Origin of the sequence: Pseudomonas sp. NFACC45 (assembly GCF_900113505.1) — a bacterium.
In the GTDB taxonomy this organism is placed as follows: Bacteria; Pseudomonadota; Gammaproteobacteria; order Pseudomonadales; family Pseudomonadaceae; genus Aquipseudomonas; species Aquipseudomonas tehranensis.
The window spans coordinates 141585-164889 of record NZ_FOPO01000004.1; the positions used below are offsets into that span (position 1 = coordinate 141585).

The following is a 23305-nucleotide window of genomic DNA, read 5'->3' on the forward strand; positions in this document are numbered from 1 at the left end:
TGAGGGATGAACAGTCTTACCTGCGATACCTGACTAATCCAGCCCTTCGAAGCAATCAGTATTACTTTTACGACGGCGCAAGGGGGACACGGTGCGCCGATTGTTCATGGGAGCTGAATTGTCATTGCAGCCCGGTCGATTTATCCATCGACAGGAAGACACCACAATCTTCTCGTCAGCCTTTTGATAAAACCACCCCAGGACATCATTCAGATGAAACCGACCTCTCATGCTCCCCATGCTGAACAGCCCTCGAAGCTGCTCCTCCCGGCCCTGGGTATTTTTTACCAATCAGGCGAGCCTCTGGCTTATGCAATGCTCAGGTTATGCCTGGGCATCATCATGGTGACCCATGGCTTGCCCAAGCTCTTGGGAACTTCACACGGGTCGATGGCCGATCCCATGGCCGGTTCGATTCACCTGATCGAAAACGTGCTGCATTTGCCATTCCCCCAGCTATTGGGCCTGTTCGTTGCCTGGCTTGAAGGTTTGGGTGGGTTGCTGCTGGCGCTAGGATTGGCGACCCGGCCATTGGCGGTGGCGATGGCCATACAGATGGCGGCGATCGCTTACATCCTTGGCCCGAACTGGCCCTGGATAGACCGAGGCATCGAATACCCGGTATTAATGGGCTTTCTTTTCACGTATATCTCCTTCAAAGGGGGCGGTCGTCATTCACTGGATCGCATTCTGGGTCGTGAACTTTGACGGCTGCGCAGCGCTTATCGACCGGCATCGGCTGACAGTCGATAACGGATTGCGGTGAGACGATGCGCAAAGGGCTCCCCCTTGTTCAATCATCGTTAAAGGGAGCGCTGGGATCCCTTTCACCCGGTGCTCCAGGTTTCTGGATCGTGGCGCAGTTCGAGTCATAGCGCTGCCCCTCGAGTTGGGAACGTGCAAACGCAAACGCTTCATTCAACGAGCCATGCATCACCCCGTCATGCCCCAGTCCTTCATAGCGCTGCCAGGTAACCTGGTTTCCAGCAGCGCACAGTGCCGCCACAACCGCATACTGTCGTACCGGAGTGATGGTCTCATCCGCCTGGCCGGTGGCAATCAGCAATGGAAAAGCAATCGTTGCCTGGGGCATATCGGTGGTGGGAGTGCGCAGAGCGCTCAACGATTGCGCACTGATGGTCAGCAGTTGCGAAAATGAACTGATTTTCAGCTCCCGCGATTTGAGGGCAATTTCCCGCGTACAGCTTTGCCGGGCAACGTCGAGAAGCTCAAGCCCTGCAGGTGTCAGCAAGTCATCAATTCGGGGCGCGTTTTCGCGTAAGCCGCCCGTCGCCAATGACAGGAACACGGTGTTGGAATGGCGCGCCTCTAGCGCGATGGGCCCGGCGGGGAATGTGCTGTTGGGCGCCGTGATGACCGCGCCAAGGATCTTGAGCTCCGGTGCATAGCTGGCGGCGAGTATTGACGCGCCCAGAGCAGCGCCTCCTCCCTGGGACTGCCCTGCCAGGATCGTGCGGTTGGAAATGACACCAGGCTTGCGTGCGCGGGCGGCACGAACCGCATCCAGGACGGAGCTTCCTTCTGCCTGCCAGACCGTATACGGGTGAGGCCCCGGACCTCCCAGGCCTTGATAATCCGTTGCCACGACGGCGAATCCGCGCTCCAGCCAACGATTGAGGTACGCAGCGTCACGTGCTCTGAACCCGGTCCACGAGGGCGCGCATATGTCGGCGATCCCCAGCGTACCGTGCGCCCAGGCCAAGAGTGGCCAACCTTCAGCCGGAGCAGGACCGCTCGGCAGAAACAGCGTGCCGCTGACAGGCACCTGACCTGAGTTCCAGCGCTGGTCCGTGGAACTGTAGAGCATGCGGATAGTTTGCGCCGCCGCGGGCACCCTCTCCTGCGGCTTCAGCGTTTCGCTCCTCAGCAAAACACCGGGCGCAGTGGGCATTGGATCCTGCCAGCGATAAAACGGAGAAAGATCCATATCACCGGCGGCACGACCGACCGGGAGTTCACCGGCAGCCATTGCGTTGAACGCAAGGGTAACGATGCCCCCAAGACAAATCCGTGTGAGAAGTGAAGAAGCAAGGGCTCGAAAAATCAGCATTTAGCGTTCGCCTCATGATGAAGAAGGCGCCAGACCAAAACCTGGGGCCACGGGGGTCAATGTTCAGAGTCAGGTTGATTGGCCGGACAGCGATCTACGCGAGTGCCTTACGCAACGCAGTGGCTTGCGCAAAAATCACATCCCGTACGACCGGTGCAACTTCGTTGAATCGCATGAAACCGTGGGTCATGTTCGCCAGGATTTCCAGGCTCGTAGCCACACCGGCAGCCCGCAATTTATCCGCCAGCTCACAGTTCTCGTCGTACAACGGATCTAGGCTTCCGACGATCAGGCGCACAGGCGGAAGTCCCGTCAAGTCTGCGGTGATCGGCTGCACGCGCCAGTCATCTTCATCCTCAGCCAGGTAGCTCGCCCAGTAGGCGCTCATCGTTTTGGCAGACAAGCTCTGCCCTCCATATCCACCCAGTCTCTGCCACGAATCGGAAGAAACACGTCGAGAATAGGAGCCGTAAAACAGCATCAACTGTCGCAGCGCATCCAGTCCGGCGTCGCGCAGGGCAAGGGCGGTACCCAGGGCCAGGTTGGCGCCCGCCGAGTCTCCACCCAGGGCATAACCGCGCACCGGACAATGAGTGATGACCCCCAGGTTGATGACCCTGCTGACAATCGACACCACCTCGTTAAACGCCACCGGAAAACGGTATTCCGGCGAGAGGGCATAGCCGATGGACAACACCGCCATACCGCTGTCACGCACCCACTGACGTAGAGGAGCGTCCCAATCGGCGAGCGTTCCGTGCCGGAATCCTCCGCCGTGGCAATAGAACATCAGCCACGGCGTGTCATCGTCCTCCGGCCAATACAGCTTGCACGGAACAACCCGACAATTGACCGAAAACTCCAACATGCGCTCGTAGGACAGAGGCACGCTGGGTCGCGACGCCCATGCGCCAATTCGTTCCAACTGAGCGCGAACCTTGTGGATCTCCCCTTCGACCACAGGGAGCAGACCCAATTGACGTAACGTACCCGCGACGCCAACCAAGTCTGGATGAACCTCATTCGGATCGACGAGCACACCGTCGTTCCCCTCGCCGCCCACTTTCGGGTTTTCGCACTTCCCACCGAGCCTGGACATCGTCCCCCCTGATTATCTGTTGTCTGGCGCCGCGTTGAATGACGGCGCCATTTGGCACCGGCCTTGATGCCGGGCTCAGGCTGATGATTGTTCGGCTGCGAGGAGTGCGTCCCTCACCATGAAGGCCCATTGCGCGCCATGCATATCACGATCCTGAAGCGCCCCCTGTATCACAGGGCGCGGCAGGCTGATCTTGATGACATTCAGAGCCTCAATCCGAAACACGCTGATCGATTCGACGCTCCGGCGAAAGAGCTGAGCAATGGCCGGCGCTTGCAGTTTCGGTTCGGCAGCCAGCCGGGCAAAAACGTCCGAGTCCTGACAAAACACATCAATGGTCAAAGAAAAGGGCCCGGCGTTCTTGGAGCGGATTTCGTAGCCAAGTGCTTCCATGGTATTCATTTCACGCTGCCTCAATGGTTTTCATGTCAAATCGAAAAGGTGCCAACGGATTCGCCACGACCATCACATGGCTGAGCACGAACTCATAGACCACCCCGCGATCCATCGAGGCCGGAGAGAAAGGGAACGCATGGGTCGGCAGGTCTTTGTCACCTGGCAACGGGAAGTGCAGCAGGTAAGGATTGAGCAAAGCGACGATGTCTTTCGTGCGCTCGGCCGTCGCGGAAGTCGCCATGGCCATGACGCCTATTTCCACTGGGGTGGCGGATCGCGATTCAAATTCACCCAATGCCGCGTTCCTGCCAATCGCACGAAACTGCAGGTCGTAGTCGCCCGATCCGATGTTCAGATGTTTTTCTATTCGCTGGCGCATCACTGCATCGAGACAGGCCAGCCATTCATCGAAGCGCTCAAGGTATTCGGTGTCCCGGACAATACTCATGACAACCGATTGAAACCCGCAAGGCGCCGCACCTTCCAGCTTGACGGTGTAGTCTTCACTGGGTTGCCAGATCGAGCCTTCTACCCGCACGGTTCGTTCGTCGATGGCGGTGTAGACAGCCCCCTCGACATTCAGCACACCACCGGGCTCGACGAGCACGTAGGGATTGCTGTTCTCATAGAGCATATGAGCCATCACCGATCGAGGCGTCAGCCGGGCACCCTCGCCGATCGCCTCAATGGTGAACCCCGTTTCGTCAATGGTTGCCATGACCACGGCCTGGGCGGGTGTGGTGGTGCAGGACGCGCCGCACTCTAAAATCTTTCCGGCGTGCCAGGCGGCCCCTTGATGCCCCCCTCGCATGATCGGTAGCGAGGCCATGATGGCGGTGTCCGTGGAGCGGCCGGCCAGGATAATATCCGCGCCTTCCTCGAGCGCATGAATGAACGGCTCCACGCCCATGAGAGCGACGATTCGGGAACAGCGATCCACCAGGGCATCATCAATAAAATCAAGCTGCAACGGTTTGATCCGTTTCTCCCATAACGCTGTTTTCACAACGCTTGCTGGCTGCTCGCTGTAGATACCCGCAATACGTACGGTCTGCCCCAACTCTGCGGCAACCTCCTCACAGAGCCCGCGCATCAAATCGACACCGGCGTCGGAACCACAGGTCCCACAACTGCCGATGATTAGCGGGATCCCCAGCTTCTCCCGGGCCTGCATGAAGACCCGAAGCTCTGCGCGCAATATCGAAGCGGAGGACTTTGTCGCGCCGGTCCCGAGATAGTGAGGGCCCGAGTCGGTGGACCCGGCATCCATTGCAATCACATCGGGACATTCCAGAAGCGCTTTCTCAAACGCCTCCCTTGGAAATCCAGTGCCGATTGCACCCGTTGGCGTAAGTACCTTGATCTTGGCGTTCATATATTTTCCTTTGGAACGGTCTGTCGACGTCCGTCTGCAATGACACAGTGCTCAGGCGGGCTACGGCCTTCCAGAACCGCCACCACACACTGGGCTGCAATTAGATTGGTGCGATTCAAGCCTTCCACCGTAGAGGCGCCGGCATGGGGGGTCACAACCACGTTGGGCAGTTGGATGAGCTGCTCTGTCACTGCCGACAGCGAAGGATCGGACTCGCTTTCGAACACATCGAGTCCCGCTCCCGCGATCGCTTCCTGTTGCAGGGCTTGCAGCAGATCCGCGTCGCGCACCAGCCCACCTCGGGCGGTATTGATAAGTACCGCAGAAGCTTTCATTGACTGCAAAGCGCGGCTGTCAATCATTCCCCGGGTGTGCGGGTTAAGGGGGGCATGAAGCGTAATAAAATCACTTTCCTGAAACAGGGTTTCCAGGTCTACGAAGCAGCTTTGCCCCCCGTTGGATTTTTCCGAACTGTCTGGACGGGGGGCATAAATCAGCGGTTTGACTTCGAACCCGGCGAGACGCAGCAAGACGCCTTTACCGATTCTGCCCAACCCGACGATGCCGACCGTTTTGCGATACAGGTCACCGCCCAACGGAATGCTCCAATCATTGGCAGCCAGGCCCGCCTGACACTGTTTCAGCTTGCGGCACACCGCGAGCATCAGCGCAATCGTATGGTCAGCAACGCTTGCATCATTGCCACCGACGGCGATCGTGGCGACCTTGCCGGCCGCCTCCACCGCTGCCGTATCGATGCGCTCATAGCCCACGCCACGACGGGAGATCACTTTGAGCCGAGGGAGCGCGCCGAGCAGGCTGGCGGTCACATTTGCGTGCCCTAAAATCCACCCGTCAGCGTCGACCAAGAGGTCGATCAACTGACGCTCATTTAAACTTCCGTCCGCAACGCCCGGCGCAAGTTCTGCGAGGATGACTTCGCAACCGCAATGCGTGAGGAAATCAATGGTCGCCGAATCAAAAAAACGCTGAGTGACCACGACCCGATGACGAAATCTAGGCATCGCACACCTCTCGACAGGGTTTGAATAACCCGTATTCCATGAACACACTCCGCTCAAAACGCATAATCCAGGTACACCCGGGCTTCTGAGCCATTGACCACGTTATTGGGTTGGGCGGAAACAAGCGCAACGAAGTCCTGGTCGATTCGGTAATCGATATAAATCAGTCCCACGGACAGGCCGGCGTATTCTTTTTCATCGAACCGATAATAAACGCGGTATTCGTTTTGCCTTTCCCACACATCCGTTTTCTGGCCACTGAAAGGGTTCACGGCGTCAAAGTTTCCTTGCTTATAGAGCGCCATGACTTTAAACCCATCCAATGATGCCCCGAGGAGTGAAATACCGCTCAGGTCGTACTCGGCGCCTACTTGCCAGGTTCTTTCACCATGATTGTTGAAATCGTTGCCGGAACGGGTCCACGCATCCATTCTTCCATCCACATTATCTGCATGATCAAAGTAGGCATAGCCAAGGTTGCCATTGCTCAGCTCGGCTTTTGTTTCGGAGAAGGAAACACCCAGGCGCAACTTATCAAGCAATAGACCGAGATTGACGTTTAACCACGTAGCCTCTTTATCATAGGCCGCATCACCGGCGGACCAATCTTGCTCCCACAATCGTCCGGCTTTCTGGAACCGATAATACTGGGTGTCTAAAATGACCCCTGCCGTTTCACCGATAGGTGCCTGCAGGGTCAAGCCATAACGGGTATTTTCATTGAAGTCCTTTGACACACCACGGGCATAGCTCAACTCAACGGCCTTTAGATCGTAGTTGACCCCATAGGTGTAGACGTTGCTTATTTCCTCACCCGACTGGCTGAGCAGCTTTCCGAACGCCTGCCTGTCCCGGGGAGAACTTCGATCGATGTAAGCCGCTTCGAAAGCCATCGTTCCGGGCAACGGCCCGATGCCCATGTCAGTCAAGTTGAAATGGGCACGCGCGCCCTGATAGGAACCTGGCACGAGTCGCGTGTCATTGCTGACCAGGGTGCCGGCGTCAAATCGGCCTCGACCTATTTGCGAATCCGCGTTCCATCCCTCGCCGACGTGGCGCAACTTCAAGTAACTTTGCCCGATTTTTGCAAAACCACCGTTAGAACCGTCGTCATTATCGAACAGGTCACGGCTGTCCTGCTCGGAATCAATCATGGCCACTCCGTACAGGGACGCATCAAAGCCAACGACGCCGCCCCAGTAGTTAGAGTTGTAGTCCAGGATCGCGCCGACCCCTAGCCCACCCAACTCGGAACCGGTCGAAAACCCACCGAAGTTATCCTCAATCAGATCGTTGGATATTCGAGTATTGATATACGCAGATCGGAGATAAGCATTCAACTTGCCTTCATGCTGAAATCTATCCGGATAGCTAATACTTGCGGAGAAACAACTGCCCGATGCCAACAGCGTAGCAAGATAAGTCGTTGCGACGGCTTTAGTCGATTTCATGATCACCTCAATTATTATTTTTATTTTCTCAATGAGCAGGCGTGAGCTGGCACTGCTTCAAATAAGCAGTGCGGGCGTACAGGTGAATCTTTAAATAATTGCTCTTGTAACGATGGCCGTTGCAATGAGCGTGAGGCTGCTGCCGATTGCCCACAGCAAGCAGTATCTTTGCATCTCCCCCATGTCCCGCTGGATAATCCCACTGATGAGATAAACAGCGGCAACGAGTGGACTTAATGCGTGAACCGGTTGCCCCAGCACCGAGGCGCGGGCGATGTGCATCGGGTCAATGCCATATTCGGCGCCCGCCGCGCCAAGCACTGGCAAGATCCCAAAGAAGAACGCGTCATTGGAAAGCAGGAAATTAAGAGGCAAGGCCACAAGGGCGGTAATAATACTGAAGTACTGTCCGCTACCGTCAGGAACCATCTGCACGATCCGCGCCGACATCCCATCGACCATTCCCGTGCCGGAAAGAATGCCCGTGAAGACCCCTGAAGCGAATATCAGAGCAATGACCGTTAACACACTCTCAGAATGCGCTGCGATTCTCGCCTTCTGTTCCGCCAAGCGCGGATAGTTGATCAGCAACGCCAGGGAAAAACCAACCATCATCACCAAAGGCAAAGGCGCCAATCCTGTTCCCATGGCGTACATCAGCGCAGCCGTGAGTGCCAGGTTCACCCAAAACAGCTTTGGTTTGTGCGTGGCTGATTCAATAATGGGCAAAGGCGGTTCTTCTGAGGCGGTCCCCTTTGCAACAGGCGTCCACCCCAAGCGACGCCGCTCTTTTCGGCCTATCCACACAGCGACGACGAACGCGTAGGCAAGGCCTGCAAACATGGCGGGGACAAGCCCCAGGAAAATTTCACTCACATCCAGATGCAGAGCACTGGCCGCCCGCGCTACCGGCCCACCCCAGGGAATAATGTTCACAACGGTATTGGTCAATAAAAGCATCAGCGCAAGGATCAGCGGATTTATCCCGAGGCGAAGGTAGAGCGGCAAAAACGCCGTTGTTACGATCAGCACCGTCGTTGCCCCATCCCCATCGAAAGAGATGACCGACGACAGCAAAGCGGTGCCGAGCACCACCCGAAGGGGGTCATTTCCCACATAACGCAAGATCCGGCGAACCGCGGGCTCGAACAGCCCCGCGTCGAACATGATTGCGAAATACAGGATTGCAAACATCAACATCAGTGCCGTTGGCGCTACTTGCTGGACGCCGTCCATCACCATGCCGCCCAGCTCCGGTCCTGCACCGCTGGCCAGGCCGAAAGCAATCGGGATGAGGATGAGCGCCGTCACAGCAGAAAGTCGCTTGCTGATGATCAACGCCATAAACGTGATGACCATTGCGAAACCTAACCAAGCCATGCCTATCACCTTTTCTTGTTTTTTTTATCAATGTCGTAGCAAATCAATGTGAACGACCGGCCACTCCCGAAGAATCTACATAGGGGAGAAAACACTGTAAATCTTGATTTTTTTCGTCAACATCCAGCAAATGCTGGGGCAAATGTGCCGGTGGTACGGCATCGAAGCGACACGAGGCAGATTTTTGATTCCCGCCTCCGTTGGACCCTCCTGGTAGACCGGCTATTGTTCCCCCCATCGAAAACACGGCGAAATGGATATCCTGGTGGACATTGACGCAAGGCGGGTATATTTAATGAATATGTACAAACCGCCATCAACCTGTTCGGATCCATCATGCCTGATCAAGAAGACCTTTACCTTTCGGCAGAAGAAGCGGCTGGAATGCTGGGGGTCAGCCTGCCAACGCTTTATGCCTACGTCAGCCGCAAGAACATTCGGTCCGTCAAGATCGCCAATACGCCCAAGCGGCGCTATTGGGCCGAAGACATCCAGCGCTTGGTGAAAAGCCCCGCGGGACACGCTGCAAAGCGCTCGTCGTCATCGGACAGCGCCATTACCTTGATCACCGATGACGGGCTCTTCTACAGGGGGCACGACGTCGTCGAGCTCGCCGACCACGCCACGGTTGAGGAGGTCGCCGGATTGATGTGGCAGGTGCCATCGGCGTTCGGACCGTCGCTACCTCGCGCACCGAAGGATAGCGCCAAATTGCTGAAGATCTATGAGCATATGTCAGCGCCGGAAAAGGCCATTGCGCTTTTCCCTCTGGTGCAAAGGGAGAACCCCAAAGCCTTCGATCTTTCCATCGACAGCTATGCACGCACCGGCGCCGATGTCGTGAGATGGTTCGCCGCGCTGGTCGTGGGTGCGACCCAGCCAAGCACGCAGCCCTTGCACGAATTTATTACCCAGGCCTGCGGAGCCCCGCCGGCCCATGCCGATCTGATCAGGCGCCTTCTGATCCTCAGCGTCGATCATGAACTGGACCACGCCACTCACAGCGTTCGCGTTGCGGCAACGACCGGCGCCACACCCTATTACGCGGCGATCGCAGGACTCGCGGCCGCCAGGGGGCATAAGATCGCCTATGGCAGAAACGAAGCCGCCAGCAGAATGATCGAGGAAATATGTACAGCCGCAGATCCCACCCAACCGATCTTGCAACGCTACAGCCAGGAGGGGCACATCATAGGGTTTGGACCTAATGTCCACTCAATCAGGGACCCACGCGCGACCAACCTGATGAAGGCGTTGACCGCCGCCTTCGAGGGCGACAGTGAATTTGCAAAGCTACAGAAAGCTTTTTCCGTCGCCTCGGAACTCGTCGCCTACCCACCGGAGTTCATTCTCCTGGTGAGCTTCATCGGCAGAAAGCTTGGGTTGCACCGGCAGGAGATCGCACTGGCCGGTGTCGGAAGATTGATCGGCTGGATAGCCCATGCCAGCGAGCAATACAATCAGCATCATGACGCTCGCCCCCGCGCTCGTTACACGGGGACTCTGCCAAGAGCGACCCATCTCGCCAGTGACTAACCAGAGACGACCATGGCTGCAAACAGCGCTGTAAATTCGGATTGGTGTTGAAGTTCAGCAACATACCTCAGCACCTTGGCCTGTGCCGACTCATCAAGATGCGGTGAGGCCATCCTTCTGAATTTCCGTTCAAAATCGCTATCGGTCATCGGTGTTTCGACGGACCCAGGACCGCTGATCATCTCGCTCACGACGATTTCACCTGACACCAGCGTGACGCTGACCCGGTTGGCAAGATGACGCGGGAACAACGCGGTGAGCGCACCGTCCTCCACCACGGTGATCTTACCCATCAGAGCAATCACCGCGGGGTCAGCTATTTTTGCGGACGAATACGAGCCCAGGGTAATGTCACCGTCGAGCAGCGACCGGGCCACGTTGTAGGGCAAACTGTGGTCCGCCGTCTCCCGCGTCTTGGGCAACCATTTTTCAGGGGTGTCAGCCAACACTCGACGGTTGAACTCGGAGGTTTCGATAACGATGCAAGCGATATCGTCGAGATCGTCAATCCGAGCCCGTATATCCAGGGCTGCCCACACGGCGGTGTGCAACTCGCCGTTGGTGGGAAAGGTCTTGGTCAGGGAACGCCGTATAGCGTAATCACCATTTTCGGGCGTACCAAAACGATCCGTATCCAGGTCGAACGGCCCTGAGACCAATTTGAAAAAACCCATGTCACCCTCAAACACTGGCGACGGGCCTGTCATGCCGTGACGCGACAGTTGGGCAGCGAAGATCGCATTACGGGCAGCGTTTGCGGCCGAGCAGCCCTTCCAGTCCGACAGGGAGCCACTGCGAACCTGGCGCATGGCCAGATGAGCGCTCAACGCTATATTGATTGCCTGTTCGGTCTGCGCCACATCCAGCTTCATCAAGCTGGAAGCCGCCGCGGCCATCGCCACATTTATATAGTTGACGTGGTCCCAGCCGCGCTTGTTCAGACTGGCCGCGTCCTGCAGTCGCATCTGGATTTCATAGGCCAGCACAATGGCCGAAATGAGTTCTGCCCCAGTGGCCCCCTCAGCCTGTGCAAGCGCGAGGCAGGCTGGAATATTGTCACTCGGATGGCCCGGCTCCAGCCCCATGTAGCCGTCGTTGTAGTCCAGGAAACGCACCATCACGCCATTGGCAAACGCCGCGATCTCTGGCGTCGTTTGGATTGTTGTTCCGAATACGCTGGACGACTTCGCGGAATTGGCAGCGGCATAACACACGGCGGCATTCACAGGCCCCGCTCCGTAAGCGCCCAATATGCATGCCAGGCTGTCAATGAAGCGCTGTCGCACGAGCGCGGTGATTTCTTCAGGCAGACACTGATGCCTGAACTTATGCGCGTACTCTGCAAGTTGCAGCGCAATAGTCGTATCGCTCATGGTTGCCTCTGTTCTGTACAGGGGTTGGGTCTTCGCCGGTGACGGCGACGGCGTCACCTATTGCAAAGTGACGCGTGAGGTACTCAGTCCAGAACGACGTCGAGTAAACGCACATATTGCTGGCCGGCATGCATGTCACGCTCCACCATCCCGCCTTGCGGTGTAGCCCGCGGGTAGGAAATCTTGACCATTTCCAGGTCAGCCACGGGAATATGTTTTACCCGCGCCGGATCGGTGCCATAAAGCCTTGCGAATTGTGCCGATGAAAGTGCAGCACTTTGCGAGTAACGCTCGAAGTTTTCGCGTCCGTCAAAAAATATATCGAAGGTGATCCAGAACGGTCCGGCTTGTTTGGATCGAACATGCCGACATACATCACGTAACTTAACCATTATCCCAGCCCCTTCTCAGCCAATACCGATTTGCAAAGATCAACCCATTGAATACGTACCAACTCAAAGGGATCCTCCAACTGCACCACGTGGTTTAATTTGAACTCATAAATCTGGCCGCGGGGTATATCGGCCGGGGTGAAAGCAAAGCCGTAAGAAGGCAATTCCTTGCCCATTACGCTGGGGTAGTGAAAAAAGTAGGGATTGCACGCTTGGGCAATTGTATTGGCCATTTCTTGAGTCGCCGCAGTGGCGACAAATAGCATGCCTATTTCCGGCGGAGGCAAAGTTCCAACGGGGGGTTGTACGCCGGTGACGCCGTTCCAGCCGTACATTCGCAGAGAGATATGAAACTCGCCCAACTCCTGCGGCGGGATGGATTGACGTGTCCGGGTGTACAGGGCTTCTAACAGGCGGTCGTGAAACCCATCAATATCATTGAGTACATCGGGGTCCTGGATACCCACTAACATGATTGTCTGATAGAGACCGGCCGCGGCGCCCTCCAGCTTCATGGTGTAGGGCATCGTCTCCCATTCAGACCCTACGACACGAACGGCTCGCTCGTTCAGCTTCTGGTAGCGCGCTTGTGACACGTTGAGGATACCGCCGGGTTCCACCAAGCGAAACGGGTCGCTGTTTTCATAAAGCATGTGTGCAGAGACGCTATGGGGCGTGCACTGATTGTCTTTGCTTAATGGCTCAACGTCGAAACCCTGCGCATCAACACTGAGCAATATTCCCGAACCCAATGTCGGGTTAACGGCGCACTGGACACCACACTCCCCCGTTTTGCCGGCATGCCAGGACGGGCCCCAGGGCGCGCCCTTCCAGATCGGATAACAGGCGATTACAGCAGTATCGGTCGAACGCCCCGCCAAGATGATATCGGCGCCCGCCTCCAGCGCGGCGATGAACGGCTCCACGCCCAGGGCCGCCACAATGTGTTCACAGCTGTCCACCGTAGCGTCATCGAGCTCACCGTGAGGCGGGAGCGGTTTGATCCGCCCCTGTGCGTTCAACTTCTTTACGGTCTCCCTGTCCTGCTCACAATAGATGAGCGCAATCTTTGGCGTTACGCCCAACTCTCCTGCCACCTCCAGGACTATATCGCGCGTCCAGTCCAGGTTGAGATCACCACCGGCCTGCCCTGCCGTGCCGACAATTATCGGTACCCCGGACCACGCCTGCGCCTTCATTAATATCGTCAAGTCGCGTTTGACCGCCCCTCGGTTATTCTTCGACTTTCCAAGTGCGAGATAAGCGGCGCCGCTGTCGGTAGAACCGGCGTCCGTGGCAATTGCTTGCGCACCGGCCACCAGCCCATAAGTAATTTCTTCTTCACGAACGCCCGCGCCCAATGAACCACAAGGCACTATCACCTTGACGCAACCTTCAAATACCTGCCCCATACAACCCTCTTCCCATTCGCTTAGTCAGGCAATAATAAGGGCTGTAATCGTGTTGACAAGTGGACAGAAATTATCAATATAGGCCGGCCTTCCAATTGTCTATCGGGTGTTATTTCTGGCGTTCCCCACCATTAATTCGGCGACGGAAATATACTTTAGCGCTGTAACTCAACGCCGCTGAAAGTTCGTTTAACCCTGCACACTTCCCAAGATAGAACTTCAATTTTCGACGTGATCGAGCAACGCGATGAGCGGCATTGCTGATGATGAACAAGCACTCTCGCCGCGCGCCCCTCTTGCGCGCCTTGGGTTATGTTTCGACGGCGCTGGCGCTGGCACCCACGCCCAGCGCCTGCTGTCGATTGTCGGCACGCTGTCCCAGCTGCCAGCCCAGGTAGGCCCATAACAGCGCGCAACCGGCGCCAATCAGCGCCGCCAGGCCGCTGCCCTGCCCCAGCATGTCGAGCAGGCTCTTGGCCCAACCGCTCACGGCGTCACCCCCGCGATACACCACGGTGTCGATGAAGTTCTTGGCCTTGTATTTACTCTCGGCGTCCAAGGGTGCGAACAACATTTCCCGACCCGGTCGGACGAACGCGTATTCACCGATTCGTCGCACGATCATCAATGCTGCAAGCAGCGCAAAGCCGGGGGCCAGCGCAAGGCCGACGAACCCGATGCACATGAGCAGCGGCACGATCGCCAGCAACGCACGCACCCCCAACTTGGGCGCAATGCGTCCGGTGATGAACAACTGAGACACCAGGGCGCCTGCCTGCACGATGAAATCAATGGTGCCGAAAACCCGGACTTGCGCCTCGCGACTCGGGAAATGCTCGGCCACCAGGCGCGCCTGCTCGAAGTAGAGAAAGGTGGTGACCGTCGCCAATAGCACGACGAATCCGGCAATCCCCAACAGGTAGGGTGACCTGAGCACCGCCGTCAAACCGCTGAACGGGTTGCCCTGCAGTGGCTGCCTGGGGCTTTGCGTCGGTGCCGCACCGGGTCGACCAGCCCCGCCCTTCTCGCGCCAGCCCATCAACGCGCGCTTCAATATCAACGTGACACCGAGCAACAGGACCGCCAGAAACATCAACCCCGATGCGCCGATGGCGTCAATCAGTGCGGCGCTCAGGGCCGGCCCCAGCAGCCCGCCGATGCTCGCGCCGGCCGCGATGAAAGCAAATAAACGCTTGGCCTGCTCACTGTCGAATACATCCGCCATCAGGCTCCAGGCCACGGACACCACGAACAGGTTATAAACCGATATCCATACGTAAAAAGTCCGGGCCAGCCAGACACTGTCCGATTGAAACTCAAACAGTTCAACGAACATCAGCAGGTTGATCCCGAAGAAGCCATACACCCAATCGACGAGGCGCAGGCGCGGGACCCTTGAGCTGACCCAGGCAAACAGTGGAACGGCCGCCAGCATCACCAGGAAAGTCGCCGTGAACAGCCATTGCAGATTCTCCACGCCCGCCGCGATACCCATCGATTCACGTATCGGGCGCAGCATGAAGTAGCCGGTGAAAAGGCAGAGAAACAACAAGAACCCGCACAGCGCCGGGCGCAGCTCATCATCACGGGCGTTAACGGCGTGGCTCAGCCGATGCAGGTAGGAAGGCGTACTCATGGAAGCTCCTGGAAGGCGCAACAGGCCAGAGGGGCTGGGCACGGAACGGATTGCCGTGCCCAAGCGTTGATCAGCGGTAGGTAACGCCGGTCAGTTGCTCGGAGATGCTCCAGAGCCGTTCGGCATCTGCCTCATCGGTGGCGGCCGGCGGCATCCTGGCGAAGCCCAGCGGGCCGCGTTTTTCATCGTCACCGGTCGGCCCGTAATAGGCACCACCCACCGCCTCAGGCGCGGTGGCGGCATACAGAGTGGGCAACGCACCCTGTGCAGCTGAATGGTAGGCGTCGCGATCCTTGGCCCATCGCTGGCCGAACTCGCTGTTCAGACCCGGTCCACGCGCGACCAACTCGGTGACGGCGACGCCAGGGTGCGCAGCAATACTGCGAATGTCCCAATCTTCGGCCTCGCTGCGCTGCTGCAAGGCCAATGTCCAGTGGAGGATGGCCAGTTTGGATTGCGCATAAGCGGCCAGTGGCTGGTACTGCTGCTCGGCTTGCAAGTCGTTGAAGTTCATTGTTCCGCGAGCCGCGGCGATGCTTGACAGGCTCACCACGCGGGCGTCCTGGCTTTGACGTAACAACGGCACCAGCAAGCCGGTCAACGCAAAGTGCCCCAGGTAGTTGGTCGCCAACTGGAGCTCGAAGCCATCCGCAGAAACTCCCCGCTCAGGAGGCGCCATGACGGCGGCATTGTTGATCAACACATCCAGGCGCGGCAGTCTCTGGTTCAGACGCTGGGCCAGGTCGCGTACCGATGAAAGATTGGCCAGATCCACGGCCTCGAACTGCACCTTGGCGTCGGGTACGGACTGTTTGATTTGCGCAATGGCCTGCGCGCCCCGCTCCGGGTTGCGCGCAGCAATGATCACGTCGGCACCGGCGCGCGCCAGTGCCAGTGCGTCCTCGTAGCCCATGCCGCTCGTGCCGCCGGTGATCAGGACAATTCGACCTTTCTGGGAAGGCATGTCGCGGGTCGACCAGTCCGGTTTCGGCTCGGCGCGACTGGACGCATCGATACTGACCGCGCTGAGCAGCACGGCACCAACGGTGAGTGTTCGAGCCAGCTTCACCAGTCGGCTCAAATGATTCGATAGGCCAGTTTCGGTTGCTGCTGTTCTGATGCTCATGGTTTTAGCCCTTTATTTGGATGAAGAACCAGCACCGCCGGACGGTCACTGGAGCGTGCACACCTCAGACTGCTGCAGAAAGCTGACGCGCTTGGTGACCCCCTGGGTATTCACGTAGGTCATCTTGGCGCGCACGACCTCGCACACCTGCGACTTCGGTTCTTCAATGCGGATGACCCTGGCGATGTCCAGCGGCATGCCATATTCGTAGGCGGGAACATCGTTTTTTTCTTCGGCAAACAGAGGCAAACCGCTCAGAGTGATAAATGCCAGAAGACTGGCAATCGACACGTTTTGAATGTTCATAGTGGACTCCACGACTGTCCTTACCGGGATGGTCGTAGCACTCTAAGGAGGGGCGACTGACGTCAAGGTGACTGCTGACTGACAGGAAGATGTCAAACACCGGCGAGCCACGCCGGGCATCGCGTGACGATGACTAGCGGGCTGCTTGGCTGATCAGGGAAAATCCAAAGGTATTGAAGCCATCCTTGCTGTGGGCGAACACTCGTCCACCGTGCATGGACGCTATTGCCCGCACAATGGACAGACCCAGGCCATGGTGCGCGTCGCTTCGCGCCCGGGCGACATCGGCGCGATAGAAGCGCTCGAACAAGCGCTGCAGGTGCACGTCGTCAATGGGCTCCCCGGCGTTGGAAACGCTCACCTCAACCTGCATGCCGTGGCTGACCAGATTCACCGTGATGGTGCTCCCCGGTACCGCGTAACGTGCTGCGTTGTGCAGCAGATTGGCCAGGGAGCGATGAAACAGGCGCCGGTCGATGCGCACGCACATGTCGCCTTCGATCGCCACGTTCAGATGTTTGTCGAGCAACACGGGCTCAAGGTATTCCACCGTCTTTGACGCCTCCTCGTAGAGCGAGACATCACTGAGCTCGGTTGCACGCTGCCCACTTTCCGCACCCGCCAGGAACAGCATGTCATTGACGATGGTGCCCATGCGTTCAAGCTCTTCCAGATTCGACTGCAGCAGATCCTGAAGCTCAGCCACATCACGGCCGTGAGCCAACGCGACCTGGGTCTGCCCGATCAGGTTGGTCAGAGGCGTTCTCAGCTCATGGGCGACATTGGCATTGAACCCTTCGAGCTGGCACCAGGCGGCCTCCTGGCGAGCCAGGGCGCCGTTGAACGACACCGCCAGTTCCTGTAACTCGTCGGGCAGTGCCTCGGTGTCCAGTCGCTGCTTTGAATCACCCGGCGGCAGGCTGTTGGCCTGACGGCTCAAGCGCCTGACCGGTCCCAGACCGAAACGCGCGATCCAGTAACCCAGCAGCGCGACCAGTACCACGCCCAGCGCCGACGTCAGGATCAGCGTCTTGGTGAAATGGTCCAGGGTCTTCATGAACGGCGTTGAATCGAGCCCCACGATAAAGCGCAACTCCGGGCGGTTCCCCATGGCGGGGATGGTCTTGACTTGCAGCACCATGGGACGATCCCGTTCGGGTATCGCCATGCTGAAGAATCCATCCGGGCGCTTCGACCAATCCTGGCCGTCCGGCATCCCCCCGCCATAGCTGTAGGCCGGGTTGTCCACCAGGACCCAATAACGCACCCGCTCATCTGTGGGCGTCAGGCCGTCCAGCTTTTCACGCAAGCCGATCCAGAACGCCGGTGAATCGTATTTTGCGAGCACGGGATCAAGGACGGAATGACGCAGGATCAACTCGTTTTGCATCTGCTCTTCGAGCGACGTCTTCAAGGAACAGCGCAGCAGCGTCGCGCTGATCGCGGTGATCAGCATGACCGAAAGCGCAAACATCAGGGCGAGCCGCTTGGCTATCGATCCTTTCATCATGACGTACCATTTTGTCTGCCGTCGGCTTCACGGCTTTCCAGTACATAGCCCATGCCCCGCACGGTATGCAGCAGTTTGCGCGAATAAGGCACATCGACCTTGGCCCGGACACGCTTGATCGCCACTTCGACGACGTTGGCATCACTGTCGAAATTCATGTCCCAGACCTGCTCGGCAATCATCATTTTGGAAAGAATCTCTCCTTGATGGCGCGCCAGCAGGCTCAACAGACAAAACTCCTTGGCCGTCAGATCCAGCCGCAGGCCGGCCCTGGTCACCTTGCGCGCTTGCAGGTCGACCTCCAGGTCGTCGATGCGCAGATGGGTCAGGTCAGCCGAGTCTGCGGTGCGCCGACGGATCAATGCCTGGACGCGGGCGACCAGTTCGGCAAAGGAAAAGGGTTTGCTGAGATAGTCATCAGCGCCTTCGCGCAATCCGCGAACGCGATCATCCACCGTGCCCCTGGCCGACAACATGATGACCGGGGTTTTTTTCTGCAGGCGCAAGCCCTCCAGTACGCCATAACCGTCCTTGCCCGGTAACATGACATCAAGGATCACGACGTCATATTCCATTTCCAACGCGTAATGCAGCCCATCGATACCGTTACTCGCCACATCAACAATGTAGCCGAGCTCACTCAGGCCACGATGCACATAGGAGGAAGTCTTTTCTTCGTCCTCGACGATGAGCAGGCGCATCAGGTAACTCCTCTCGGGAAGCGGGACAACCGGGCAAACAGGAGCCCGGTTTGGGTTATTTTTGCACACGACCTGCAAAGTAGCCTGTAGCTACCCTCCGCCAGTCTAGACAATGAAGGTGTCCGCAAACTGACCGTTTCCTGACATTTTTGTCAGAATCGGCTGACAAGCTTGTTCAAAGGCCTGTAGAGGTGGCCCGCTCGGATCCCTTGCGGGTGTGTAGATGGATCCATTGCTGGACATCATCCAGGCAAGTAAACACCACCGGCACCACCAGCAGACTCAGCAAAGTCGAGGTCACCAGCCCACCCATCACCACGATAGCCATGGGCGATCGAAAACTCGGATCGGCGCCCCAGCCTAGCGCGATTGGCGTCATGCCCGCCCCCATTGCCATTGTCGTCATGATGATCGGTCGGACCCGCTTGCTACACGCATCGATGATCGCTTCCCAGCGATCCAGGCCATGGTGACGGCGTGCCAGAACGATGTAGTCGATCAGCAGAATCGAGTTCTTCGTCGCAATGCCCATCAACATGATCAGCCCGATCATCGATGGCATTGATAACGCCGACTGGCTGGCGAAAAGCGCCAGGATCGCACCAGGGACGCAAAGTATGAGTGCGACGAGGACAGTCAGCGGTTGCACGAAATCCTTGAGCAACAGCACCAGCACCATGTAGATGCACAACACGCCCGTGAGCATGGCGATACCGAAACCCGAGGCAAGCTCGCCCATTGCTTCGGCATCCCCCCTGGCAGTCTGCACAACACCCGGCGGCAGGTCCCGCAAGCTCGGCAGGGAAAGCACAGCCTGCTCGATGTCACCCAGCGGCTGGCCGCTCGCCTCGATTTCGAAATTGATGTTGCGCATGCGGTCGTAACGCACTATTTGCGCCGAGCCACTGCCGATTTCGAGGGTCGCAACGCTTTCCAACGGTACAGGGCCACGCGCGCCGGGTACCGGCAGACGCTTGAGTATTTCGATGTCCTGACGAGCGGCAGCGGACAGGCGCACGACAATCGGCACTTGCCGCTCGCTGAAATTGAGCTTGGCCAGTTCCTGATCATAATCACCAAGCGTTGCAACGCGCAGCGTGTCAGCGATGTCTGCCGATGTGACGCCAAGGTCGGCTGCGCGCGCAAAGTCGGGCCGCACAACCAATTCAGGACGTAGCAGGCTGGCGGTCGAGGTGACCGCGCCAATAACCTGCGGGAGGGTTCGCAACTCCCGCTCCACCTGCTGCGCGTGCCGGGCGAGCGCAAGCCCATCCTCACCGGCGAGGACAAGCAGGTAGCTTTCCGACTCGTCCATGGCGACCTTGACGCGCGCGCCGGGAAGGATGGCAAGTGCCTCACGAAGCTGGTTTTCGATCTGCTGCCGGGTCAGCCCTGGTCGCTCATTGCGGTGCGTCAGTTCAAGCGTCAAGACGGCCGTACGCACATTGACGCCAGAACTGTCGGCGTGCTCGGTCGGGCCGGCTCCAGCATTACCAGCGCCGATGGCGGTATAAACCTTCTGCACATGCCGGTTTTGCTCGGCAATCCCTCGCGCCCGTTCGGCAAGCAAGAGCGTGTCATCGAGCTTGCTACCGGGAGCGAGCGTCAGCGTCACTTGCGTTTGCCAGTCGTCGTCGGGAGGGATGAAGGTGCTCGGCAGCAAGGGTACAAGCAGCAGCGCGCCGACAAAAACCAGCGCCGCGGTGGTGAGCGTCAATGCGCGATGGCCCAGGCACCAGCGTACCCAGCACAGATACACGCTCACCCATCGTGACTGCTGGCGGGGTGGGTGCTTCGGTGTACGAAGCAGGTAGGCTGACATCATCGGCGTCAGCAGGCGAGCCACCACCAGGGAGAAGAACACAGCGGTCGCCGCCGTCCAGCCGAATTGAACGAAGAACTGACCGACCGTGCCGCTCATGAAGGCGGTGGGCAGGAATACGGCAATGAGCGTGAACGTCGTGGCGATCACCGCCAAGCCGATTTCGTCGGCAGCGTCCATGGCCGCCTGATAGGGTTTCTTACCCATCTGCAGATGGCGGCCGATGTTCTCGACTTCGACGATGGCATCGTCCACCAGAACGCCGATCACCAACGACAGGGACAGCAGCGTTACGGTGTTGAGGGTGAACCCCATCCAGTGCATCACGGCAAATGTCGGTATCACCGAGAGTGGCAAGGCGACCGCCGAAACGAACGTCGCCCGCCAGTCCCGCAGAAACAGGAACACCACCAACACCGCAAGCGCTGCGCCCTCGTAGAGCAAATGCAGCGACCCGTCGTAATTCTCGATCACCGGATCGACAAAGTTGAACGCCTGAGCGATGACGATACCGGGATACTGGGTAACGAGCGTATCGAGCGCTGCGCGTACCCCCTTGTCGACCTCCACTTCGCCAGCCCCTCTTGCGCGGGCAATTTCGAAGCCGACCACCGGCTCGCCATTCAGAAGCGCGGCCGAGCGTGGTTCGGCGACGGTATCGGAAACCGTGCCGACCTGGTCGAGCCGGATACGCCGGCCATCGTTCAAAGTGATCTCAAGCGCGGCAACCTCTTGCGCCGACTGCACAGTGGCAAGGGTGCGCACTGTCTGCTCGGCCCCGCCCAGGTCGACCCTGCCGCCCGATGCCTCTTGCTGGACGCGGCGCAGTTGGCGAGAGATGTTCAAGGCCGAGGTGTTTAGCGCCAGCAGGCGAACCGGGTCCAGATCGATGCGTATTTCCCGGGTTACACCACCAACGCGTGTGACGGCACCGACCCCGGGAACCGCCAGCAAGGTTTTGCTGAGGGTGTTGTCAACAAACCACGACAGCGACTCCGCATCCATGTGGCTTGCCGAAACCGTGTAGGTCAGGATCGGAGAGCTGGCAAAGTCGACTTTTCTAATCACCGGGTCGCGCAGATCGGCCGGGAGATCGGCCCTTACCCGTGCAACCGCGTCGCGCACGTCGTCGAGCGCTTCCTGCAGCGGCTTCTCCAAACGAAACTCGACCGTGACTTGCGCATTGCCATCCGTCAACGTGCTCTGGATGTGCTTGACGCCCTGCACCGTCGCCAGGGAGTCCTCGATCCTGCGGGCGACATCGTTCTCCAGTTGTACCGGCGAAGCCCCTGGCAGCTCGAGCGAGACGGTGACCATGGGAAAATCGATGTCGGGGAAGTTCTGGACCTTCAACGCCGAAAATCCCATCAGGCCTGCAAAAGTCAGCAAGATAAACAACAGGATTGACGGCGTCGGATTGCGGATCGCCCACGACGATGCATTAAGGCTCATGGCGCGCTCCGGCTTGCTTCGCTGACGACAACCGAACCGGAAGCGGATGCTGCTCGCGCCGGGTCCACGGCGGGCGGTTCCTGGACGACCCGGACCTGATCGCCGTCGCTGAGAAAGCCAACACCGGCCACGACCACCTGGGCCGTCGCATCGATCCCGCCGCTGATTGCGATGCGCTCCCCGGCGCGCGGCCCCACCGTCACCCGCTTCTGGATAACCCTGGATGCCGCCCCTACTTGCCATACATAACTGAAACCGTCGCGTTGCAACACGGCGCTCTGCGGTAATGTCAGCAGGCGCGCCACACCCAATTCGAAGTCGCCCTGAGCAAACATGCCGGCACGCGCCGCGCCGTCCGCAGGCAGGTCGACGAACACCAACCCGTTGCGAGTTTGCATATCGACTATGGGCGCGACCTGTCGCAGCGTGCCCTCAACCGGCGCGCCGCTGGCGAGGGTCACCCGTGCCAGCTGACCCGGCTTGAGTTTCACCAGCTCAGCTGCCGCGACTTCTGCGCGCCATTCAAGCCGCGCGTTGCGAATCAAACGAAACAGCTCTTCCCCGGCAGGCAGTACGGCGCCAACCGTTGCGCTGCGAGCCGAAATCACGCCGTCGTCGGGCGCCAACACCCGAGTCTGGGCGAGGCGCAGGCGTTGCACCCTCTCCACTGCCCTGCTCGCGTTGAGTCGCGCCTGAGCCCTACGCTCTGCCGTCACATACTGCTGAACCTGCTGGGCCGACAGCGCACCGCCGTCTTGCAACGCCCGGGCACGCCGGGCGTTAGCGGCGGCTTCAGCGAGTGTCGCCCGCGCTTCGGCGCTGGCGGCGCGACTCTGCGCAAGCTCGGCGGCCACGGTGTCGGATGCGAACACGGCGAGCACCTGGCCACGCCGAACCAGGTCGCCGACATTCACATTGACCTCGGCCAGTCGCAGGCCATCCGCCTCGGTCCCGATACTCGCTTCCTGCCACGCCATGATGTTGCCGTGTGCGCGGACCCGGATCGGTAGCATGGCCGGCTGGAGCGTCGTGACGGTCACCGTGAGCGCCGGCCTGGACGACGTTTGCACCTTGGCGCTGTCGAGCGTCTCACCCGCAGATCCGATCGCCAGCGCTGTCATCACACCCATGATCGAGCAAAGCGTCGTCACCACAATCAGTAAGGCGTGCCGTGTTTTTCTTTTCATGGAGATCGAATTCCTGCGCAAGGTATCGCGTGATCGCAACGCTCGCGGGGTGCTG

At 58.6% G+C, this 23305-nt stretch carries 19 protein-coding genes; 2 read left to right on the forward strand and 17 right to left on the reverse strand.

Annotated elements, in window-relative coordinates; translation table 11 throughout:
- Window positions 1-213 precede the first annotated feature (213 nt).
- Window positions 214-708, forward strand: coding sequence for a DoxX family protein (locus BM132_RS08745; RefSeq protein WP_092454658.1), 495 nt, complete (start codon window positions 214-216; stop codon window positions 706-708).
- Between the two features lie 85 nt (window positions 709-793).
- On the opposite strand, the gene BM132_RS08750 is transcribed toward BM132_RS08745, so the two are convergent.
- The 7 genes from BM132_RS08750 to BM132_RS08780 form a co-directional block, all read right to left on the reverse strand.
- Window positions 794-2071, reverse strand: a complete 1278-nt coding sequence (locus tag BM132_RS08750; RefSeq protein ID WP_092454660.1) for a lipase family protein — start codon at window positions 2069-2071, stop codon at window positions 794-796.
- Window positions 2072-2165: 94 nt separating this feature from the next.
- Window positions 2166-3170, reverse strand: coding sequence for an alpha/beta hydrolase (locus BM132_RS08755; RefSeq protein ID WP_092454662.1), 1005 nt, complete (start codon window positions 3168-3170; stop codon window positions 2166-2168).
- 75 nt (window positions 3171-3245) lie between these two features.
- Window positions 3246-3572: a DUF4387 family protein gene (locus tag BM132_RS08760; RefSeq protein WP_092454664.1), complete on the reverse strand. Its 327-nt coding sequence runs from the start codon at window positions 3570-3572 to the stop codon at window positions 3246-3248.
- Window position 3573: 1 nt separating this feature from the next.
- Window positions 3574-4941: an acyclic terpene utilization AtuA family protein gene (locus tag BM132_RS08765; RefSeq protein ID WP_092454666.1), complete on the reverse strand. Its 1368-nt coding sequence runs from the start codon at window positions 4939-4941 to the stop codon at window positions 3574-3576.
- Entirely contained in the window at window positions 4938-5966 is a 1029-nt protein-coding gene (locus tag BM132_RS08770) for a phosphoglycerate dehydrogenase (RefSeq protein ID WP_092454668.1), read from the reverse strand. The genes BM132_RS08765 and BM132_RS08770 overlap by 4 nt, the downstream gene beginning before the upstream one ends.
- A gap of 53 nt (window positions 5967-6019) precedes the next feature.
- Entirely contained in the window at window positions 6020-7417 is a 1398-nt protein-coding gene (locus BM132_RS08775) for an OprD family outer membrane porin (protein WP_092454670.1), read from the reverse strand.
- Window positions 7418-7507: 90 nt separating this feature from the next.
- A complete protein-coding gene (locus BM132_RS08780; RefSeq protein WP_092396543.1) occupies window positions 7508-8797 on the reverse strand; it encodes a CitMHS family transporter in 1290 nt (429 codons plus the stop codon).
- Window positions 8798-9133: 336 nt separating this feature from the next.
- Between BM132_RS08780 and BM132_RS08785 the strand changes: the two genes are divergently transcribed.
- The gene (locus BM132_RS08785; protein WP_092396541.1) at window positions 9134-10333 is read left to right on the forward strand and encodes a citrate synthase; all 1200 of its coding nucleotides are present in this window, start codon (window positions 9134-9136) and stop codon (window positions 10331-10333) included.
- Here the strand turns inward: BM132_RS08785 and BM132_RS08790 are convergent.
- The 10 genes from BM132_RS08790 to BM132_RS08835 all read right to left on the reverse strand — a co-directional run bounded on the left by BM132_RS08790 (window position 10330) and on the right by BM132_RS08835 (window position 23250).
- Window positions 10330-11706, reverse strand: coding sequence for an MmgE/PrpD family protein (locus BM132_RS08790; RefSeq protein WP_177193321.1), 1377 nt, complete (start codon window positions 11704-11706; stop codon window positions 10330-10332). The two genes, BM132_RS08785 and BM132_RS08790, sit on opposite strands and share 4 nt — an antisense overlap.
- 83 nt (window positions 11707-11789) lie before the next feature.
- Window positions 11790-12098: a DUF4387 domain-containing protein gene (locus BM132_RS08795; RefSeq protein ID WP_092396539.1), complete on the reverse strand. Its 309-nt coding sequence runs from the start codon at window positions 12096-12098 to the stop codon at window positions 11790-11792.
- Window positions 12098-13510 carry an acyclic terpene utilization AtuA family protein gene (locus BM132_RS08800; RefSeq protein WP_092454672.1) on the reverse strand — a complete coding sequence of 471 codons (1413 nt, stop codon included), beginning with the start codon at window positions 13508-13510 and terminating at the stop codon, window positions 12098-12100. Before BM132_RS08800 ends, BM132_RS08795 begins: the two co-directional genes overlap by 1 nt.
- 310 nt (window positions 13511-13820) lie before the next feature.
- Window positions 13821-15146 carry an NTP/NDP exchange transporter gene (locus BM132_RS08805; RefSeq protein ID WP_092454674.1) on the reverse strand — a complete coding sequence of 442 codons (1326 nt, stop codon included), beginning with the start codon at window positions 15144-15146 and terminating at the stop codon, window positions 13821-13823.
- A 70-nt stretch (window positions 15147-15216) separates the two neighbouring features.
- Window positions 15217-16272: an oxidoreductase gene (locus tag BM132_RS08810; protein WP_092396533.1), complete on the reverse strand. Its 1056-nt coding sequence runs from the start codon at window positions 16270-16272 to the stop codon at window positions 15217-15219.
- A 45-nt stretch (window positions 16273-16317) separates the two neighbouring features.
- Window positions 16318-16578 (reverse strand): DUF2790 domain-containing protein, encoded by a 261-nt coding sequence (locus BM132_RS08815; RefSeq protein ID WP_092396531.1) that lies wholly within the window; start codon window positions 16576-16578, stop codon window positions 16318-16320.
- Window positions 16579-16711: 133 nt separating this feature from the next.
- Complete coding sequence (locus tag BM132_RS08820) at window positions 16712-18085, reverse strand: heavy metal sensor histidine kinase (RefSeq protein WP_092454676.1); 1374 nt, start codon at window positions 18083-18085, stop codon at window positions 16712-16714.
- Window positions 18085-18789 carry a heavy metal response regulator transcription factor gene (locus BM132_RS08825; protein ID WP_092396527.1) on the reverse strand — a complete coding sequence of 235 codons (705 nt, stop codon included), beginning with the start codon at window positions 18787-18789 and terminating at the stop codon, window positions 18085-18087. Before BM132_RS08825 ends, BM132_RS08820 begins: the two co-directional genes overlap by 1 nt.
- A 175-nt stretch (window positions 18790-18964) precedes the next feature.
- On the reverse strand, window positions 18965-22063 hold the full coding sequence (locus BM132_RS08830) for an efflux RND transporter permease subunit (protein ID WP_092454678.1): 3099 nt from the start codon (window positions 22061-22063) through the stop codon (window positions 18965-18967).
- Window positions 22060-23250: an efflux RND transporter periplasmic adaptor subunit gene (locus BM132_RS08835; protein WP_256244236.1), complete on the reverse strand. Its 1191-nt coding sequence runs from the start codon at window positions 23248-23250 to the stop codon at window positions 22060-22062. Before BM132_RS08835 ends, BM132_RS08830 begins: the two co-directional genes overlap by 4 nt.
- Window positions 23251-23305: the final 55 nt, after the last annotated feature.

Excerpts from the sequence above, each read along its gene's own strand:
- BM132_RS08830 (WP_092454678.1), bottom strand. The coding sequence starts at position 22,063 with ATGAGCCTTAATGCATCGTCGTGGGCGATCCGCAATCCGACGCCGTCA.
- BM132_RS08765 (WP_092454666.1), bottom strand. The coding sequence starts at position 4,941 with ATGAACGCCAAGATCAAGGTACTTACGCCAACGGGTGCAATCGGCACT.
- BM132_RS08745 (WP_092454658.1), top strand. The coding sequence starts at position 214 with ATGAAACCGACCTCTCATGCTCCCCATGCTGAACAGCCCTCGAAGCTG.
- BM132_RS08810 (WP_092396533.1), bottom strand. The coding sequence starts at position 16,272 with ATGAGCATCAGAACAGCAGCAACCGAAACTGGCCTATCGAATCATTTG.
- BM132_RS08755 (WP_092454662.1), bottom strand. The coding sequence starts at position 3,170 with ATGTCCAGGCTCGGTGGGAAGTGCGAAAACCCGAAAGTGGGCGGCGAG.
- BM132_RS08750 (WP_092454660.1), bottom strand. The coding sequence starts at position 2,071 with ATGCTGATTTTTCGAGCCCTTGCTTCTTCACTTCTCACACGGATTTGT.
- BM132_RS08825 (WP_092396527.1), bottom strand. The coding sequence starts at position 18,789 with ATGCGCCTGCTCATCGTCGAGGACGAAGAAAAGACTTCCTCCTATGTG.
- BM132_RS08835 (WP_256244236.1), bottom strand. The coding sequence starts at position 23,250 with ATGAAAAGAAAAACACGGCACGCCTTACTGATTGTGGTGACGACGCTT.
- BM132_RS08815 (WP_092396531.1), bottom strand. The coding sequence starts at position 16,578 with ATGAACATTCAAAACGTGTCGATTGCCAGTCTTCTGGCATTTATCACT.
- BM132_RS08805 (WP_092454674.1), bottom strand. The coding sequence starts at position 15,146 with ATGAGTACGCCTTCCTACCTGCATCGGCTGAGCCACGCCGTTAACGCC.
- BM132_RS08800 (WP_092454672.1), bottom strand. The coding sequence starts at position 13,510 with ATGGGGCAGGTATTTGAAGGTTGCGTCAAGGTGATAGTGCCTTGTGGT.
- BM132_RS08820 (WP_092454676.1), bottom strand. The coding sequence starts at position 18,085 with ATGAAAGGATCGATAGCCAAGCGGCTCGCCCTGATGTTTGCGCTTTCG.
- BM132_RS08780 (WP_092396543.1), bottom strand. The coding sequence starts at position 8,797 with ATGGCTTGGTTAGGTTTCGCAATGGTCATCACGTTTATGGCGTTGATC.
- BM132_RS08775 (WP_092454670.1), bottom strand. The coding sequence starts at position 7,417 with ATGAAATCGACTAAAGCCGTCGCAACGACTTATCTTGCTACGCTGTTG.
- BM132_RS08785 (WP_092396541.1), top strand. The coding sequence starts at position 9,134 with ATGCCTGATCAAGAAGACCTTTACCTTTCGGCAGAAGAAGCGGCTGGA.
- BM132_RS08760 (WP_092454664.1), bottom strand. The coding sequence starts at position 3,572 with ATGAATACCATGGAAGCACTTGGCTACGAAATCCGCTCCAAGAACGCC.
- BM132_RS08770 (WP_092454668.1), bottom strand. The coding sequence starts at position 5,966 with ATGCCTAGATTTCGTCATCGGGTCGTGGTCACTCAGCGTTTTTTTGAT.
- BM132_RS08790 (WP_177193321.1), bottom strand. The coding sequence starts at position 11,706 with ATGAGCGATACGACTATTGCGCTGCAACTTGCAGAGTACGCGCATAAG.
- BM132_RS08795 (WP_092396539.1), bottom strand. The coding sequence starts at position 12,098 with ATGGTTAAGTTACGTGATGTATGTCGGCATGTTCGATCCAAACAAGCC.